Source organism: Pseudonocardia sp. MH-G8, from assembly GCF_002262885.1.
Lineage (GTDB): Bacteria > Actinomycetota > Actinomycetes > Mycobacteriales > Pseudonocardiaceae > Pseudonocardia.
In genome coordinates this window covers 59230-76978 of sequence record NZ_NKYF01000028.1, presented here as the reverse complement: position 1 = coordinate 76978, position 17749 = coordinate 59230, and the positions used below count along the sequence as shown (strand labels likewise).

General features: G+C 72.1%; 17 protein-coding genes. 8 read left to right on the top strand and 9 right to left on the bottom strand.

Annotated elements, in window-relative coordinates; all coding sequences use genetic code 11:
- Positions 1 to 85: 85 nt before the first annotated feature.
- The gene (locus CFP66_RS38250) at positions 86 to 802 is read right to left on the bottom strand and encodes a GntR family transcriptional regulator (protein WP_233160051.1); all 717 of its coding nucleotides are present in this window, start codon (positions 800 to 802) and stop codon (positions 86 to 88) included.
- Between the two features lie 76 nt (positions 803 to 878).
- On the opposite strand from CFP66_RS38250, the gene manD reads away from it, so the two are divergent.
- Both manD and CFP66_RS38240 read left to right on the top strand, forming a co-directional pair.
- Positions 879 to 2093, top strand: coding sequence for a D-mannonate dehydratase ManD (manD, locus tag CFP66_RS38245; RefSeq protein ID WP_094930249.1), 1215 nt, complete (start codon positions 879 to 881; stop codon positions 2091 to 2093).
- Between the two features lie 40 nt (positions 2094 to 2133).
- Positions 2134 to 3228 (top strand): malate/lactate/ureidoglycolate dehydrogenase, encoded by a 1095-nt coding sequence (locus tag CFP66_RS38240; RefSeq protein ID WP_094930248.1) that lies wholly within the window; start codon positions 2134 to 2136, stop codon positions 3226 to 3228.
- A gap of 6 nt (positions 3229 to 3234) precedes the next feature.
- On the opposite strand, the gene CFP66_RS38235 is transcribed toward CFP66_RS38240, so the two are convergent.
- Positions 3235 to 3831: a hypothetical protein gene (locus CFP66_RS38235; protein WP_094930247.1), complete on the bottom strand. Its 597-nt coding sequence runs from the start codon at positions 3829 to 3831 to the stop codon at positions 3235 to 3237.
- 63 nt (positions 3832 to 3894) lie between these two features.
- Here CFP66_RS38235 and CFP66_RS38230 point away from each other — a divergent pair, with 63 nt between their 5' ends.
- Both CFP66_RS38230 and CFP66_RS38225 read left to right on the top strand, forming a co-directional pair.
- Complete coding sequence (locus CFP66_RS38230; protein ID WP_094930306.1) at positions 3895 to 4740, top strand: helix-turn-helix transcriptional regulator; 846 nt, start codon at positions 3895 to 3897, stop codon at positions 4738 to 4740.
- Positions 4741 to 4764: 24 nt separating this feature from the next.
- Positions 4765 to 4980 (top strand): DUF397 domain-containing protein, encoded by a 216-nt coding sequence (locus CFP66_RS38225; protein WP_094930246.1) that lies wholly within the window; start codon positions 4765 to 4767, stop codon positions 4978 to 4980.
- Positions 4981 to 4989: 9 nt separating this feature from the next.
- Here the strand turns inward: CFP66_RS38225 and CFP66_RS38220 are convergent, their stop codons facing one another.
- From CFP66_RS38220 to CFP66_RS38190, 7 genes are all read right to left on the bottom strand, one after another.
- Positions 4990 to 5907 (bottom strand): carbohydrate ABC transporter permease, encoded by a 918-nt coding sequence (locus CFP66_RS38220; RefSeq protein ID WP_094930245.1) that lies wholly within the window; start codon positions 5905 to 5907, stop codon positions 4990 to 4992.
- The gene (locus CFP66_RS38215) at positions 5900 to 6835 is read right to left on the bottom strand and encodes a carbohydrate ABC transporter permease (protein WP_233160050.1); all 936 of its coding nucleotides are present in this window, start codon (positions 6833 to 6835) and stop codon (positions 5900 to 5902) included. Before CFP66_RS38215 ends, CFP66_RS38220 begins: the two co-directional genes overlap by 8 nt.
- Before the next feature lie 30 nt (positions 6836 to 6865).
- A complete protein-coding gene (locus CFP66_RS38210) occupies positions 6866 to 8152 on the bottom strand; it encodes an ABC transporter substrate-binding protein (protein WP_198961948.1) in 1287 nt (428 codons plus the stop codon).
- Positions 8153 to 8166: 14 nt separating this feature from the next.
- Positions 8167 to 10233, bottom strand: a complete 2067-nt coding sequence (locus CFP66_RS38205) for a hypothetical protein (RefSeq protein WP_094930243.1) — start codon at positions 10231 to 10233, stop codon at positions 8167 to 8169.
- Positions 10220 to 11512, bottom strand: coding sequence for an ABC transporter substrate-binding protein (locus CFP66_RS38200; protein WP_094930242.1), 1293 nt, complete (start codon positions 11510 to 11512; stop codon positions 10220 to 10222). Before CFP66_RS38200 ends, CFP66_RS38205 begins: the two co-directional genes overlap by 14 nt.
- Before the next feature lie 131 nt (positions 11513 to 11643).
- Complete coding sequence (locus tag CFP66_RS38195) at positions 11644 to 12657, bottom strand: LacI family DNA-binding transcriptional regulator (RefSeq protein ID WP_198961947.1); 1014 nt, start codon at positions 12655 to 12657, stop codon at positions 11644 to 11646.
- A 511-nt stretch (positions 12658 to 13168) separates the two neighbouring features.
- Positions 13169 to 13453, bottom strand: a complete 285-nt coding sequence (locus tag CFP66_RS38190) for a hypothetical protein (protein WP_143517515.1) — start codon at positions 13451 to 13453, stop codon at positions 13169 to 13171.
- A 194-nt stretch (positions 13454 to 13647) separates the two neighbouring features.
- Between CFP66_RS38190 and CFP66_RS38185 the strand changes: the two genes are divergently transcribed.
- From CFP66_RS38185 to CFP66_RS38170, 4 genes are all read left to right on the top strand, one after another.
- Complete coding sequence (locus CFP66_RS38185; RefSeq protein ID WP_158228379.1) at positions 13648 to 14661, top strand: LacI family DNA-binding transcriptional regulator; 1014 nt, start codon at positions 13648 to 13650, stop codon at positions 14659 to 14661.
- A 66-nt stretch (positions 14662 to 14727) separates the two neighbouring features.
- The gene (locus CFP66_RS38180; RefSeq protein WP_094930239.1) at positions 14728 to 15951 is read left to right on the top strand and encodes a sugar ABC transporter substrate-binding protein; all 1224 of its coding nucleotides are present in this window, start codon (positions 14728 to 14730) and stop codon (positions 15949 to 15951) included.
- Positions 15944 to 16921 (top strand): carbohydrate ABC transporter permease, encoded by a 978-nt coding sequence (locus CFP66_RS38175; protein WP_094930238.1) that lies wholly within the window; start codon positions 15944 to 15946, stop codon positions 16919 to 16921. The genes CFP66_RS38180 and CFP66_RS38175 overlap by 8 nt, the downstream gene beginning before the upstream one ends.
- Positions 16922 to 16928: 7 nt before the next feature.
- Complete coding sequence (locus CFP66_RS38170; protein WP_094930237.1) at positions 16929 to 17747, top strand: carbohydrate ABC transporter permease; 819 nt, start codon at positions 16929 to 16931, stop codon at positions 17745 to 17747.
- Positions 17748 to 17749 lie beyond the last annotated feature (2 nt).

Here is a 17749-nt window from a genome sequence, read left to right as displayed (position 1 = left end):
TGCTCGAATCCCTCGGCTGGACGTGAGTCCGATGCTGCCGAATGACGGCAATACCGGATTCCCTGCCGGCTCGCTGCAGGGCCGGCTACTGCAGGGTGGTGACGCTGCGGCGCACGGGCCGCGCGAGCCGCCCGCTCGCGAATAGTTCCGGGGACTGCTGCCGGACCCGCTCGATGTCGCTGAACACCGCCCGGAGGTGGGTGCGCATGGCCTCCTCGGCGGCGCCGAGGTCGCCTGCGGCGAGCGCGTCGACCACGGCGCCGTGCTGGGCCACCAGCAGCGCGACCGGGCTCACCAGCCGCAGCCCGAGCCTGCGGGCACGGTCGAGGTGCGCCTTCGCCGACTCGACGGCCCGCCAGGCCCGCTCGTGACCGCCGATGGCGAGCAGCAACTGGTGGAACTCCTCGTCGAGCCGGAAGAACTCGTCGGTGTCGCCCTCGGCGAGGCGCTGGCGGGCCAGGAGGTCGCGCAGCGCGGCGAGCCCCGCGGCGTCGAGACGACCGGCGGCGTCCCGCAGTGAGGCCAGCTCGATCGCCTCCCGCACGAACTGCGCGTTGGCGACCAGCGCCATGTCCACCCGCGAGACGAACGACCCGAGCTGCGGGAACACCTGCACGAGGTCCTCCTCGGCCAGGAGGATCAGGCTCTCCCGCACCGGCGTGCGCGACACGGCGAGCTCGGCGGCGAGGTCGTTCTCCGACAGCGGCGCACCGGGCGGCAGCTCTGCGCTGATGATCCGCCGGCGCAGCTGCTCGTGCACCACCGCCCGGGCCGATCGACGCGCCTGCACCCCCTTCGCCACGCGCTCACCGTACCGGTTTTGACCGTCATCCATGGCAGTGCTTGTATGGCAGTGGACCACCGGCAGAGGAGACGACATGACCACGATCACCGAGGCGCGCGTGATCGTCACCGCGCCCGGGCGCAACTACGTCACGCTGAAGATCACCACCTCGGACGGGGTGGTCGGCTGGGGTGATGCCACGCTGAACGGCCGCGAGCTGGCGGTGGCGGCCTACCTCACCGAGCACGTGTGCCCGCTGCTCGTCGGGCGCGACCCGGCCCGCATCGAGGACACCTGGCAGTTCCTCTACAAGGGCGCCTACTGGCGGCGCGGACCCGTCACGATGACCGCGATCGCCGCCGTGGACGTCGCGCTGTGGGACATCCTGGGCAAGGTCGCCGGCCTGCCGGTCTACAAGCTGCTCGGCGGCGCGGCCCGGGACGGCGTGCTGGTCTACTGCCACGCGACGGGCGAGGACGTCCCGGCGCTGCTCGACGACGTCGCCCGGCACGTCGACCAGGGCTACCTGGCCGTGCGCGCCCAGGCGGCCGTGCCCGGGCTGGCGAAGACCTACGGCGTCCCCACCCCCGACGGGAAGCTCTACGAGCCCGCCTCCTCCGCCCTGCCCGAGGAGCACCTCTGGGACACCGCGCCGTACCTGCGGTCCGCGCCCGAGATGCTCGGGGCGGTGCGCGAGCGGTTCGGGTTCGGCATCCACCTGCTGCACGACGTGCACCACCGGCTCACGCCGATCGAGGCCGGCCGGCTGGGCCGCGACCTCGAGCCGCACCGGCTGTTCTGGATGGAGGACCCGACCCCGGCCGAGGACCAGGCCGCCTTCCGGGTGATCCGGCAGCACACCACCACCCCGCTGGCCGTCGGCGAGGTGTTCAACTCGATCTGGGACTGCCAGCAGCTCATCACCGAGCGGTTGATCGACTACATCCGCACCTCGGTGACCCACGCCGGCGGCATCACACACCTGCGACGGATCTTCGCGCTGGCCGACCTCTACGGCGTGCGCACCGGCTCGCACGGCCCGGGCGACCTGTCCCCCGTGTCGCTCGCCGCCGCGCTGCACGTGGACCTCTCGGTGCCGAACTTCGGCATCCAGGAGTTCATGGGCCACCGCGAGCCCGCGAGCGAGGTCTTCCGCACCGGCTACACCTTCGAGAACGGCTACCTGCACCCCGGCGACGAGCCGGGACTCGGCGTCGAGGTGGACGAGGAGGCCGCGGCGCGGTTCCCCTACGACCCGCGGCAGCTGCCGGTGAACCGCCGCCTCGACGGTTCGGTGCACGACTGGTGACGCCGCGGTCGGTCATGCTGGGCGGGTGACGAGAAGCGAGATGAGTACAGCAGGGACGTCCGACATCCACCTCATCGCCGCCGACGAGCTGGAGTCGACGGTGCGCGAGATCTTCACCGCCGCGGGCTGCAGCACCGACGAGGCCGGGCTGATCGCCCGCGAGCTGCTGGGCGCCAACCTGGCGGGCCACGACAGCCACGGCGTCGTCCGCGTGCCGCTCTACGTCGACTGGATGCGGCAGGGCTACGTCCTCGCCGGGCAGGAGGCGCAGGTCGTCACCGACGGTGGGGCGTTCGTCGTCCTGGACGGCAACCGCGGCTTCGGCCAGACGATCGCCGCGCAGGCCGTCGCCCTCGGGGTGGAACGCGCGCAGGCGAGCGGCAGCTGCATCGTCGCGCTGCGCAACGCCGGCCACATCGGCCGCGTCGGCGCGTACGCGGAGACCGCGCTGGCCGCGGGCCTCATCTCGATCCACTTCGTCAACGTCGCCGGGTCGCCCCTCGTGGCCCCGTTCGGTGCGGTGGAGCGGCGGTTCTCGACCGCGCCGTTCGCGGTCGGGCTGCCGCTGCCCGAGCGTCCGGTGGTGCTGGACTTCGCCACGTCCCTCGTGGCCGAGGGCAAGGTGCAGGTGGCCTCGTACGGGGGCCGGCAGCTGCCGGCGGACGCGCTGATCGCGCCCGACGGCACGACGTCGAGCGACCCCCACGTCCTCTACGGCGATTACGGGCCCACCGACCTGCGCCAGCCCGGCGGCGGCGACGGCGCGATCCGCGCCTTCGGCGACCACAAGGGCTCGGGTCTCGCGCTGATGTGCGAGCTGCTCGCCGGCGCGTTCACCGGCGGTGGCTGCGCCGGCCCGCTCGACGGCCCCCGCAAGGGCATCACCAACGGGGCGCTGTCGATCTACCTCTCCCCCGCCCACTTCGGCACCCAGGCCGAGTTCGAGCGCATCGCCCGCGAGTACCTGGACTGGGTGCTCGCCGCGCGGCCCGCCGACCCCGCCGCGCCAGTCCTGGCGCCGGGGGAGCCGGAGGCCGCCATGCGCACCGCGCGCCTGGCCGAGGGGGTGCCCCTGCCGGCGAACACCTGGGGAGCCATCCGACGCACCGCGGAAGCCCTCGGCGTCACGCTCTGACGTCGCTCACCGCGACTGGAGCGCGTCGAGCGCCACCGCCATGGAGGCGGCCACCCGGAAGTCGACGCGGGGGTCGGGCACGTCCACGGTGTAGCGGTCCCGGATGGACTTCTGCCGCTCGCTGCTGAGCACCGGCTGCCCGGTCCCCGTGTCGACGAAGTCGAAGTGGAAGACGAACGGCACCCAGATGTCGCCGATGAAGGGGATGAAGTCCCACACCCTGCGCACGACCGCCAGCACCGGCCTGCGTTCCTTGCCGACGGCCTGGTAGCCCGGCCCGGCCAGGTGCCATGTCGAGCGCAGCAGGCTCGCGCCGAACTCCTTGCCGAACGAGCCGATCGCGGTGCCGTACTCGTCGAACACGTCGTGCTCGGCGCGCACGTCGAGTCGCTGGCGGGCCTTGAAGGAGAACACGGGCCGCGACCGCGACTCGTCGGCGTAGAAGGTGATCTCCTCCTTCAGCTTCATGCGCTTCTGCTGCGCGAACGCCAGCAGCGGGCCCTCGCTGCCGTCCGGGTTCGCCCCCCGGATCTCGTAGCGGTTGACCATCATCGTGATCCGCTGGCGGACGAAGAACCGCGGGACGTGCATCGGAGCGGTCATGGGCACGATTCTGGCACCCCCCTGGATCTTTCACCCCGCATCTCCCACTGACACTCTGTGACGATGGCTGTGCGCAGCGGCACCCTCGTCCGCAGACGGCAACTCGCCCGCATCCTGCGCGAGCTGCGGCAGAAGTCCGGCATGACCATCGAGGACGCCGCGCCCAGGCTGGACTTCTCCGCCAGCAAGCTCAGCCGCATCGAGAACGCCCACCAGGGCGTCGACGTCCACGTCGTGCGCACGATGATGGACGTCTTCGGCGTCGGCGGGGACCGGTGGAACGCGATCCTCGACCTCACCCGCGAGGCCAGGGGCAAGGGCTGGTGGCGCGCCTACGGCCTCGACGACCAGGGCTACGTGCCCCTCGAGGCCGAGGCGAGCGCGGTGCGCGAGTACACGGTGAACTACCTGCCCGGGCTCCTCCAGACCGCCGACTACGCGTGGGCCCTGTTCGAGAGCTCGATGCACGTCGGCAGCCGGGCGGTGCGGGAGAACGACGTCGCGGTCCGCATGATCCGCCAGGACCGGCTCCGCGACGCGGAGAACCCGCTGACATTGACCGCAGTGTTCGAGGAGCCGGCCCTTCGACGGATGGTCGGCGGCCCCGACGTGATGTGCGCGCAGCTCGCGCACCTGGTGGAAGCCGCCGGGCTCGACACGGTCACCATCCAGGTGTTGCCGGCGGACGTCAGCGCGCACCCCGGGGCGACCGGGGCGTTCATCGTGCTCAGCTTCGACGGGCTCGGCGAGCCGGACATCGGCTACGTCGAACACCCCATGGGAGCGGTCCACATCGAGAAGGCCGAGGACGTCGCGCGCGGTAGGCTCGTGTTCGACCGCCTGCGCTCGTCGGCGCTGGGCCCGGACGAGTCCGCGGCCCTGATCGAACGGGTGGCCATGGAGATGTGAGTCGGCAACGCGAAGGGGTGCCCGATGCCCGTCCCGAACGTCGACGACCTGGCCTGGCGGAAGAGCAGCTTCAGCGGTAGCGGGGGCGCCAGCAGCGGCTGCGTCGAGGTGGCACCGCTGCCCGACGGCGACATCGCCGTCCGGGACACGAAGGACCGGTCCCGGGTGCCGCACCGCCACTCGGCCCCCGCGTGGCGGGCGTTCCTCGCCGGCGTCCGAGCGGGCGAGTTCCACTCCTGACCGACGGCGTCACTTGAGGCCCGTCGTCGCGATGCCCTTCACCAGGTACTTCTGGCCGAACAGGAAGATCAGGAAGATCGGCACGAGCGACACGATCGACATCGCGAACAGCGGCCCCCACGAGCTCTCCCCCGTCGAGTCGACGAAGGTGCGCAGCGCCACCGGCACCGTGTACATGTCGGGGTCGGTCAGGAAGATCAGCTGGCTGAAGAAGTCGTTCCAGGTCCAGATGAACGTGAAGATCGCCGTGGTGGCGAGCGCGGGCAGCGAGAGCGGCAGCATGATCCGGAAGAAGATCCGGATGTGGCCCGCGCCGTCGATGAGCGCGGCCTCGCTGAGCGAGCGCGGGATGCCGCGGAAGAACTGCACCATCAGGAAGATGAAGAACGCGTCCGTGGCCAGCAGCTTGGGCACCACGAGCGGCAGGTAGGTGTTGATCCAGTCGAGCTGGGAGAACAGCACGTACTGCGGGACGATCACCACGTGGATCGGCAGCATGATCGACATGAGCATCACGGCGAACCACAGCCTGCGGCCGCGGAAGTTCAGCCGCGCGAACGCGTAGGCGGCCATCGAGCAGGACAGCAGGTTGCCCAGCACCGCCCCGGCCACGATGACGAACGAGTTCAGCAGGTAGTGCGTGAACGGGTGCTCCAGCGCGTACCAGCCGAGCGTGTAGTTGCTCAGGTCGAGCTCGGTCGGGATCAGCGCCGGGTCGCGGAAGATCAGCGCCGTCGGCTTGAACGAGCTGGAGAGCATCCACAGCAGCGGGTAGAGCATCACGAACCCGCCGAGGATCAGCACGGCGTGCTTGGCCGCCCGCCGGACCCGGAAGCCCCAGGACGGGCGGGGCGCCGTCGCTCGCGGCCCGGCGCCCTCGCGCGGCACGGCGGCCGGGCGGGCGCTCACGACATCGGTGTCAGTCATCGTAGAAGACCCAGTACCTCGAGAGGAGGAAGTTGACGGCGGTGAGCGCGGCGGTGATCACCAGGAGCAGCCAGGCCATCGCCGAGGCGTAGCCCATGTCCAGGTTCGTGAAGCCCGTTTGGTAGAGGTAGAGCGTGTAGAACAGCGTGGAGTCGACCGGCCCGCCGGTGCCCCCGCTCACCACGAACGCCTGCGTGAACGACTGGAACGCCCCGATCACCTGCAGCACCAGGTTGAAGAAGATGATCGGCGTGAGCAGCGGGATCGTGATGCTGCGGAACTGCCGCCACCGCCCGGCGCCGTCGATCGCCGAGGCCTCGTAGTAGGTCTCCGGGATCTGCCGCAGACCGGCCAGAAAGATGATCATTGGCGCGCCGAACGTCCAGACGTTGAGCACGACGAGGGTGCCCAGCGCGTAGTCCGGGTGCGACACCCAGCCCTCGCCCTGGACGCCCAGGCCCGCGAGGAGCTGGTTGATCAGGCCGCTGGTGCCGAAGATCTGGCGCCACAGGATCGCGATCGCGACGCTGCCGCCCAGCAGTGAGGGCAGGTAGTACACCGAGCGGTAGATCGCGAGGCCGCGCAGCCCGCGGTCGAGGAACAGCGCGAGCGCCAGCGCGGCCGCGAGCTGCAGCGGCACCGACACGAAGACGTAGACGAACGTGACGCGCAACGAGACCAGCAGCCGGTCGTCGCCCAGCATCCCGACGTAGTTCTCCAGGCCGATCCACTCGGGGGCGTCCAGGAGGCTGTAGTCGGTGAACGACAGGTAGAGCGAGGCCGCCATCGGCCCGATCGTGATCAGCGCCAGCCCGGCGAACCACGGCGCGAGGAAGAACGCGGCGGCCTTGTTGTCGCCCTGCTCCACCGGGCTGGGCCGCGTCCGCTTCGCGCGACGCAGGGCCGCGAGCTCACCGACCGCCGACACGGGCACCTCCGACCACACCGCACCGGCGCGTCATCCGATCACCCCTCCTACCTCTGCGATGAACCCCTCGGCCGCCTGCCGCGGGTCGAGGCGCCCGAAGAGCACCTGCTCGTTGAACCGGGCGAAGATCTCGGCGACCTCACCGGCCCCGATCGGCGGGGCGTTCATCCCGTCCTGCACGGTCGGGCCGACCTCGGCGAGGAACTGCGCGGCGCGCCGGTCCGCGTCGGTGAAGTGCGCGTCCAGCGCGGCGCGGACCTCGGTGTTCGCGGGCAGCCCGCGGTCGGACAGCATCAACTTGCCGGCCTCGACGTCATTGAGCAGGAAGTCGACCAGCAGCGCCGCTTCCTCCGGGTGCTCGGTGTCGGCGGAGATCGAGTAGTACATCGAGGGCTTGAAGTACGTGCCGCTCCGCTCGCCCGTGGTCTCGCCGGGCATCCGCAGCAGCTCCAGCTGACGGCCCGACCGCTCCTCGGTGGCGCCGAGTTGGCTGGTCCACCACACGCCCATGCCGCCGGTGCCGGTCGCCATCAGCGACTGCGTCGTGTCGGCGTTGATCTCCACCGAGCGGGCCGCGGGCGGGTTGCCGCCCGCGGCGCGCATGTCCGCCGCCCGCTGCCACCAGTCGGCCAGCGTCTCCGGGGAGAACCCGAGCCTGCCGTCCGCGGTGTAGAGCTCCTCGCCGCGCTGCCGCGCGAAGACCGCGAAGCCGACCTCGGTGAACCCGTAGTCCTGCGCGCCGTACGTGCCCTCCGGGCCGCCCGCGGTGATCGCGTTCGCGACCTGCGCGTAGTCGTCCCACGACCACGTGGCGTCGTCCGGCATCGGCACGCCGGCCTGCGCGAACACCTCCGGGTCGGCGAGGATCGCGGCCGCCACGATCCCGGTCGGCAGCCCGTACAGCTGCCCGTCGAGCTCTCCCGCCCGCGCCACGCTCGGGTCGAGCGCGCTCGTGTCGACGGTCCCGGCGAGGTCGTCGAGGTTCGCGAGGCTCCCGCGCGAGCCGTACTCGCGCAGGTACCGCTCCTCCTGGGTCATGACGTCGGGGGTGTCCCCTGCCGCGGTGGTCGTGGCGAGCCTGTCCCAGTACCCGCCCCAGTCGGTGTACTCGCCCTGCACGGTGATGCCCGGGTGCTGCTGCTCGAACAGGTCGAGGATCTGCTCGGTGGTGGCGTGCCGGTTGTCGTTGCCCCACCAGGAGAAGCGCAGCTCCACCGGGCCGCCGTCCTGGCTCCCCGCGCCGGTGCCGCAGGCGGCGAGGGCTGCGGAGAGTGCCAGTGCGGCGCACACCAGTGGCACCGCCTTCCGGTCGATCATGCTGCTCCTCCGTGTCATGGCGCGGGCACGAACCCCTCGTGCCGCACCGACCAGCTGCCGTCGCGCGGAAAACCGGGCCGGTCCCCGCTGCCGTCCCACCCGGCCGCCATCAGCGCCACGGCCGCGAGCAGGCCGCCGTTGCCGGGCAGGTAGACGGGCAGGGCGTCGCTCTGGCGGTTGTGGCCGCTGCGCACGTGCCGGTTCTTGGGGGTGTCGCGCAGCAGCACGGCCACGGCCGTCTCCGGCTCGTGCAGGCGGGTGGCGGTCATGGCGAGCGCCGGGAAGTCCCAGCCCCACGTGCTCTCCCAGTCCCAGTCGGCGAGCACCGCGTGCAGGGTTGCCCGCACCAGCGCGGGGTCGACGACGTCGGTCTCGGGCACGACGCCGAGGGCGTAGACCATCGAGGGGTGGTCGGTGCGCACCGTGAACGGCTCCGCGTCGATCGCGGCGTACCGCCCCTCCCGGACCAGCGGCCCGACCATGCCCTTGCCGACCTCGTCCCACAGCGGCTCGGGCGCCCGACCGGCCCGCACCCGCCACTCCTGCGCCACGCGCAGCGCCCAGGACCAGTAGGCCAGCTCGAACGGCGGGTTCGCCGCGCGGTCCCGGACGTCGGCGTAGCTCTCCTGCGCAGGCACCAGCGGCGGGCCGAGCGCGAACCCGTCCGGGGTCGGCTCGGCGACGTCGGCCATGAACCAGGCGGTGGCCTCCACGAGGTCGAGGTGGCGCCCGGCGTCGGGGCCCCCCGTGCGGCGCAGCAGTTCGGCCAGGTGGATCACGTGCGGCTGCTGCCACAGCAGGAACGGCCCGATGTGGCTCGGGCTCTCCCGCCCGTCCGGGCCGACCTGTTTGGGCCAGCGGGCGCCGCGGCAGCCCTGCCGGCTCGCGGTCTCCTGCGCGGACGGCAGGATCCGCCGGTAGAAATCCATGCTGTGACCCAGCAGGTCCGGCCGGCCCCACAGCGCGAAGTGCGCCGCGTGCCACCAGTGCATCTCCAGGTGGAACCGGCCGCGCCAGCTGTTGCACGTCAGCCCGGTCTCCTGCGGCGGGAGCGTTCCCGCGCACTGGATCGCCGTGAGGTACTGCGAGAGCACGACCCGGCGTTCCAGCTCGGCGGCCCGCGGATCGGTGCTGCCTGCCAGGTCGAGCGCGGCGCCCCGCTCCCAGAACGCGGACCGGTGCCGGGCCGACGCCGCGACGACCGCCGCCGCGTCCGGCGGCAGCGCGGGCGGGGCGGCGCCGAACGCCACCACCAGGTCCAGCTCCGCCCCCTCGGTCTCGACGACGAGCTCGTGCTCGCCCGTGGCGCGGACCGCGGCACCGTCCGCCCGCACCCGCACGACGTGCCGCGGCTCGTCGGCGCCGTCGAAGCACCGGTGCACGAGCACGCCGCCCGGCACCGGCTCGACGCGCGAGACGTGCGCGTCCGGGCGGACCCAGTCGGCGGCGTCGCCCCACGCCTGCGACCCGTACGGGAACGCGATCCGCACCGCCACTCCCGACCCGGTGATCCGCACCGCGAGCACGTCGCGGTCGGGATGGCAGGCCGTCGTCACACGCAGGCGCTGCCCCGCGAGCACGACGTCGCTCTCGATCAGCCCGGTCCACGGGTCGAGCGTCTGACGGCAGGCGCCGAGCTCGGCCGGATCCGGCGCGCGGTGCCCCGACCCGTCGCGGAGCACGAACCCGATGCGGGCGAGGTCGAGCCGGTGCGGGTTGGCGCGCAGCCAGCGCGTGCCCGCGTCCAGCCGGGACTCGTCCCCGCCGGGCATCGGCGGCCCGTCGACGAAAGCCACCTCGCCCCGCCACGTGCGGTACGGGCGCAGCGCCTGATCGAGGCCGACACCCTCGGGCGGCGGGACGCTGTGCCAGGCCCACTGGGACTGCGTGCCGAGCAGCGTGCCGCCGCCGCCCGGGTAGGCGTCGGGGAAGGTCTGCAGGCCCGTGACGTCCACGGTTGCGCAGAGCTCCCCGTTGCCGACCGACAGCGGGGCCGCCGGGTCGATTCCCGTCACCTCGACGACGTGGCGGCGCACGACCGCGCGCCGGTCGATCGCGGGTCCGGGTTCAGGCGACGGCATCGTTCAACTCGGCCACGAGCTGCTGCGCGGCCTCGGCGGGCGGCACCCGACCGAACAGCACCGAGTCGTTGAGCCGCGTCACGATCTGCACGCTCTCCGTCGAGCCGGTCGGGCCGATCACGAAGTGGCCGTCGACGAGCTCGCTCATCCGGTCGACGAAGGCGAACTCCACCTTCCGGCTCTCGTCGAGCGAGGCCTCCAGGTGCGTCCGGATCTCCGGGTTGGCCGGGATGCCGCGGTCGGCCTTGATGAAGTCGGCCGCCCGCGGGTCGGAGATCAGGAAGTCGATCAGGTTCGCGGCGGCCTCGGGGTGATCGCTGCGCCGGCTGATCGTGTAGAGCTGCGAGGCCTGCAGCCACATGCCCGGGCCCTGCGCGGTGGTCTCCCCCGGCGCGCGGAGCATCACCAGGTCCGCGCCGGAGGCCAGCCGGTAGGCCGACAGCTGGTTCGACCACCCGAACTTCATCGCCGCCAGCCCCTGGCCGATCAGCGACTGCTCGGGTGCGGGCTGGCCGGCCAGCTCGGCGGTGATGCTGGCGGGCGGCGTGGCCCCGCTCTGCATGAGCCCCGCGGTCATCTCCCACCACTGCTGCGCGGTCTGCGACTGCAGCGCGATGCCGCCCTCGGCGCTGTAGAGCCCGTCGCCGGTGTGCTGGTTGGCGTACAGGTCCATGACGTCGGGGCTCGTCGGGTCCTCCGCGCCGAACGTGCCCTCGGGGCTACCGGCGGAGATCTCCGCGGCGATCCGGGAGAAGTCCTCCCAGCTCCACGTGTTGTCGTCGGGCAGCGGCACGCCCGCGGCCTCGAAGACCGCGGGGTTCGCGATGAGGCCGTAGGTGTTCACGCCGGTCGGCACCGCGAACTGCGTGCCCTCGAAGTTGCCGCCGGCCATCGCGTGCTCGTCGAGCGCGGAGAGGTCGAGGTGCTCGGAGACCTCCGCGAGGTCGAGCAGCACGTTCCGGTCGGCGTACTCGCGGGGGTAGGCGCCGCCCATCGTGATCACGTCCGGCTCGTCGCTCGCGGCGACGGAGGTGGCCAGCCGGTCGAAGTAGGCATTGAAGTCCACCGACTCGGTGTCGACCGTGATCCCCGGGTTCGCCGCCTCGAAGGCGTCGACGGCCTGGTTCGTGATCTGCGCCCGCTCGTCGTTGCCCCACCAGGAGAAGCGGATCGTCACCGGGCCGCCGTCGCCGGTGCCACCCCCACCGCACGCCGTGGCGAGCAGGGCTGCCCCGCACGCGGCCGCCGCCAACCTGATCGTCCCTCGTGAGGTCCGCATCTCTCCTACTTCCCGGCCACGTCGTTGCGGTCCCGAAGCGGTACGAGGCGGAGCCGAACGCGTGGCTCACGTCTCGTTTTACACCGGTGTAAGTTCAGCACACGTTCGAGTGACGGGTCAACGTGGCCCCGTCAGCCCGACGACTCCCGCACGAGCAGCGCGAACTCCGCCACCCGCTCCTCGCCACCCGGCCCGGCCGCGGGCACCTCACCCGCGAGGCCCTCGACCAGCAGGTCCACCGCCGTGCGCGCGATCTCCGCGCGGCCCGGCTGCACGGTGGTGAGGCTGGGACGCGCGAAGCACCCGTCCTCGATGTCGTCGAACCCGGCCACCGCGACGTCCTCCGGCACCCGCAGGCCCCGTTCGTGGAGCACCCGCATCGCGCCGAGCGCGAGCACGTCGTTGAGGCCGAAGACGGCGTCGATGCCCACCCCGCGGTCGAGCACCTGGCGCATCGCCGCGGCGCCCGTGGTGCGCGACCACCGCAGGGCCTCGCCCGTGCGCGCCGGGTCGTGCCGGATGCCCGCATCCTCGAGCGCGGCGAGGAAACCCCGGGTGCGCAGCGAGCCCGCGCTCGGCCCGCGCTCGTCGAACGAGCCGATGATCGCGATCCGGCGTCTGCCCCGCTCCAGCAGGTGCTCGGCCACCGCACGAGCGCCGGCGGCGTTGGCCATCGCGACGTGGTGCACGCTCCCGTGCAGCGCACGCTCGCCGAGCAGGACGATCGGGTAGTCGACCTCGAGCCGCGCCGCGTCCGCGGGGCGCAGACCGATCGGCGAGAAGATCAACCCGTCCGTCATCCGCCGCCGCTCGCTCGCGAGCACCTCCAGCTCGCGCTCGCGCACACCCCCGGTCTGCTCGATCAGCACGGTGTACCCGCGGTCGGCCGCCGCGGCGATCACGGCGTCGGACAGCTCGGCGAAGTACGGCAGGGAGAGCTCGGGCACGGCGAGCGCGATCATGCCGGTGGTGCCGCGGCTGAGGTTGCGGGCGGAGAAGTTCATCTGGTAGCCCAGCTCGGCGATCGCCGCGAGCACCCGGTCCCGGGTGGTGCCCTTGACGTGCGGGAAGTCGTTGACCACGTTGGACACGGTCTTGACCGACACCCCGGCGAGGCGAGCGACGTCGCGCATGGTCGCCGACACGCACCCCACCTCCCTGATCCGCCGTGCTCGAGCTCGAAACCTAGCGCGCCGGGTTTCGGTAACCGGTTACCGGGCTGCGAGGCCCGGACAGCGACACATCTACCCTCCCGCCCCGACTCGCGGAGTTGGGCCCACCTCGCGAGTCGCGACGCAACACCCGCGAGTCGGGACGCAACACCCGCGAGTCGGGGTAGTACTCCCGCGAGTCGCGGCGCAACACCCGCGAGTCGCGGCGTGACACCCGCGGGTCGAGGTCGGACGTGTGGGACCCGACCACAACCGCATCGAAGGCGCGACTCGCGTGAACACCACCCCAACTCGCGCAAGCAGCACCCCAACTCGCGCAAGCACCACCCCAACTCGCGGGAGCACGACCCCGACTCGCGGGCACGACCCCAAGTCGCGGGAGCACCATCCCAACTCGCGGGAGCAGCACCCCGACTCGCGGGCCACGACCCCAACTCGCGCACGCAGCACCCCAACTCGCGGGAGCGGCGGGCCGCGGCTGGGTTCAGCGGGCGGCGGTTCCGCAGGGGCAGTCGCCGATGCGGCAGCGTGGGTGCGGCGGCGGGTAGGCGAAGGTCGGCTGGAACGGGATCGCGCCGACGGAGTTGCAGAGCGTCTCCGGGTCCTGGTCGTGGACCCACCCGCCCATCTCCTGCACGTAGTCCCACCGGTAGTGGCGGGGGTGGGAGTCCCACACCGGGGGGTGCTCCTGGGCTTCCGCCGCCGGGGTGCCCGGTGCGATCGGCGTCCCGGCGGGGGTGGCGCTCGGATCCATGTTCGGCGTGACCATGTGCACCTCGCGTTCCTCGGGAGTCGATCCAGTAGATCCGTCGCGCATCGACCCCGGAACCGCCGTTCGGTCCGACGGGTTCACCCGTCCCGCGACGGCGGGTGACTTGCGTCTCGCCCATCCGGGTGGCTACCGTCACGCCGTCGATGCGTATCGACTCCCCCTGTGGATTCCCGGACGAAGGAGGCGCGGCCGTGGTCACCAGCCGGGACGTCGCCCGTGCCGCGGGGGTCTCGCAGAGCACCGTCTCCTACGTCATGAGCGGGCGCCGCTCCATCTCCGAGGAGACCCGCAGGCGTGTGCTCGCGGCGATCGAGGAGCTCACCTACCAGCCCAACGCCGGCGCGCGGGCGCTCGCGAGCCAGCGCACCCAGGTCGTCGGCCTGGTCGTTCCGTTCGGGCCGGGCGCCGACACCACCGGCCTCCTGCCGTTCATCGAGACCATCGCCAGCTGCGCCCGGGCCGAGGACCACGACGTCCTGCTCGTCACCACCGACGAGGGCGCCGCCGGGCTCACCCGGCTCGCCGGACGCGCGCTCTGCGACGCGATCGTGCTGATGGACATCGGGGCCGCCGACCCGCGCCTGCCGGTCGCCGCGGCGCTGGGGGTCCCGGTGATCCTCATCGGTGTGCCGGACGACAGCGCCGGGCTGCACTGCGTCGACCTGGACTTCCCGCTCGCCGGCGCCATGGCCGTCGACGAGCTGGCGCGCCTCGGGCACGACCGCGTCGTGCTCATCGGGCACCCGGCCGAGGTGATCGAGCGCGACATCAACTTCGTGCGCCGGTTGCAGCGCGGGGCCGAGGCCGCAGCACGGCGTCACGGGCTCGGGTACTCGGTCGTGGCCCCGGTCGCCGCGGGCCGCGAGGCCGCCCGGCACGCCGTGGAGCGCGCGCTGGCCGACGGTGGCCGGCCCGGCCTGGTCGTGCCGAACTCGCAGGCAGTCGGCTCGGTGCTGCAGGCCGTCCTCGACCGCGGGCTCGTCCCGGGACGGGACCTGTCGCTGATCGGGCTGTCCACGGACGAGGCCGCCGAGGCGAGCACGCCCGCGATCACGAACGTGTCGCTCGAGCCGCGTGACGTCTCGCGACGCACGATGCAGATCCTGTTCCGGCTGCTCGACCGCGCGCAGGAGCCCCCTGCCGAGCTCGTCGAGCTGATCTCCCCGCGGCTCACCCGCCGGGAAACCACGCTGCCCGCCCCCTGACAACCCGCCCGCCACGGCGGGCCGCCGCACGACGGCAATCGATACGCATCGACGAGAGGACCGCAGATGGCTCGACGAGGAGCAGTAACGGGAACGGTCGCGCTGGTCGCGGCCGCGGCACTCGGCCTCACCGCGTGTGGCGGTGGCGGCGGGGACGGAGGCGGCGGTGACGTCACCTCGATCCGCGTGCTCGACTACTACAACAACGAGCCCGACCGCACCGTCTACGCCCAGACGCTGGACGCGTGCGGGCAGCAGGCGGGGGTGACGATCGAGCGCGAGGTCGTCCCCGGCGATTCGCTCGTCGCGAAGGTGCTGCAGCAGGCGTCCTCGCGGACGCTGCCGGACGTCCTCATGCTCGACAACCCCGACCTGCAGCAGATCGCCCAGACCGGCGCGCTCGCCCCGATCAGCGACTTCGGCCTGTCCGCCGACGGCTTCCAGGAGGGCGTCCGGGACGCCTCGACGTTCGAGGGCGATGTCTACGGGCTGCAGCCGGTGGCCAACTCGCTCGGCCTGTTCTACAACGTCGACATGCTGGCCGAGGCCGGCATCGCGCCGCCCACCACCTGGGACGAGCTGAAGGCCGCCGCGGCGGCGCTGACGCAGGGCGAGCGGTACGGCGTGGCGTTCTCCGCGGTGGCCGACTACGAGGGCGCCTGGCAGTTCCTCCCGTTCATGTGGACCAACGGCGGGGACGAGGCGAACATCGCGAGCCCCGAGACCGCCGAGGCGCTGCAGCTGTGGGTCGACCTCGTGAACTCCGGCTCGGCGTCCCGTTCGGTGCTGAACTGGAAGCAGGCCGACGTGAAGGACCAGTTCGCGGCGGGCAACGCCGCGATGATGGTCAACGGGCCGTGGCAGTTCCCCGCGCTGGACGAGGTCGAGGGCCTCAACTACGAGGTCGTGCCGATCCCCGTCCCGCAGGCCGGCGACACGGTGGTGGCCCCGCTCGGCGGCGAGACCTGGACGATCCCGCAGACCGGTGACCCCGACCGCCAGGCGAAGGCCGCGGAGATCGTGGCGTGCCTGAACACCGACGAGAACCAGATCGCGCTGGCCACGCAGCGCACGACCGTGCCCACGAAGACCGCGCTGCGGGACCAGTTCGTCGCGCAGGTGCCGCGGATGACCGCGTTCACCGACGTCGTGCAGAGCGCGCGGGCGCGCACCGGCAAGCTCGGCCCCGAGTGGCCCGCGGCGGCCACCCGCATCTACACGGGCGTGCAGACCGCCATCACCGGCGGCGCGGCCCCGTTGCCGGCGCTGCAGCAGGCCCAGGATGGCTGAGGCCGGCGCGCCGGTCGTGACGGCTCCCGCCCGGCCACAGCACGCCGCGCCGGCTCCCGCCCGGGGGCCGGCCGGCAGGTGGTGGTCGCCGCGCGGGCGCGAGCGTCTGCTGCAACTGGCGTTCCTCGTGCCCGCGGTGGTCTACCTGCTGCTCTTCTTCGGCTACCCCGTCGTGCAGAACGTCCTGATGGGCTTCCAGGAGTACACGGCCCGCACGTTCTACACCGGCGAGGCACCGTTCGTCGGGCTGGACAACTACGTCGCCGTGCTGTCCTCGGGCGTGTTCAGCACCGCGTTGCTCAACACGGTGCTGTTCACCGTCGGGTCGATCGCGGGGCAGTTCGTGATCGGGCTGGCGATCGCGGTGTTCTTCCACCGGCGGTTCCCGCTCAGCGGCTTCCTGCGCTCGCTGCTCCTGCTGCCGTGGCTGATCCCGCTGATCGTGTCCGGCGCGGTGTGGCGATGGATCCTCGACCAGGACAACGGCGTGCTCAACCGGTTCCTCGGCGCCGTCGGCCTCGCCGACGACCCCGGCTGGCTCACGAGCACCTCGCTCGCCCTGATCGCGGTGATCGGCGTGAACATCTGGATCGGGATCCCGTTCAACACGACGATCCTCTACGGCGGCCTGCAGGACGTGCCGCAGGAGCTGTACGAGGCCGCGGCGCTCGACGGCGCCACCGGCTGGCGGGCCTTCCGGCACGTGACGTGGCCGCTGCTGCGCCCGGTGGTGAGCGTCGTGCTGGTGCTCGGGGTCGTCTACACGATCAAGGTCCTGGACATCATCCTCGGGCTCACCGACGGCGGCCCGGCCAACGCGACGCAGACGATCGCGACGCAGGCCTACCACCTGTCGTTCCAGGAGTTCCGCTTCGGCGAGGGCGCGGCGCTGGGCAACGTGCTGATCGTCATCTCGCTGGTGTTCGCCCTCTTCTACCTGCGCGCCAACCGGCGCGCGCTGACCCGGTGAGGCGGTCATGACCGGTATCGCACGCCCGCGCGGGTGGGGCAGCACGGCCACCGGTGTGCTGCTGCTGGCCGTGATGCTGTTCCCGCTGTACTGGATGCTCAACGTCTCGCTGCAGCCCAGCGGCTCCGCCGTCGAGACGCCGTGGCTGCCCCTGGACCTGTCCTTCGACGGCTACGCCACGGCCGTGCGCGACCAGGGCCGCAACCTGGTCACCAGCCTCATCGTCGCCGGTGGCAGCGTGGTGTTCAGCCTGCTCATCGCGATGCCTGCGGCGTACGCGCTCGCGCAGTTCCGCGTGCGCGGCGCCGGCGTGGTGCTGTTCGGGATCCTGATCAGCCAGATGATCCCGGGCATCGTGGTCGCCAACGCGCTCTACAGCGCCTACAGCGACCTCGGGCTGCTCAACTCGATCCCGGGCCTGATCCTCGCCGACTCCACGCACGGCGTCCCGTTCGCGATCCTGATCATGCGGGCGTACCTGCTCTCGATCCCGACCGAGGTGATCGAGGCGGCGCGGGTGGACGGTGCGGGCCAGATCCGCGCGTTCGTCGCGATCGTCGTGCCGATGAGCCGCAACGCGCTGGTGACGGCCGCGCTCTTCACGTTCCTGTTCACGTGGAGCGACTTCCTGTTCGCCCTCACGCTCACGACCACCGAGGACGTGCGACCGGTGACGCTGGGGATCTACCAGTACATCGGCACGTACGTGAACGACTGGAGCTCGGTGATGGCCACCGCCGTGCTCGCCTCCCTGCCGGCAGTGGTGCTGCTGGTCGTGGCCCAGAGGTTCGTCGCCGCCGGCGTCGCCAGCGGCGCGGTCAAGTAGTC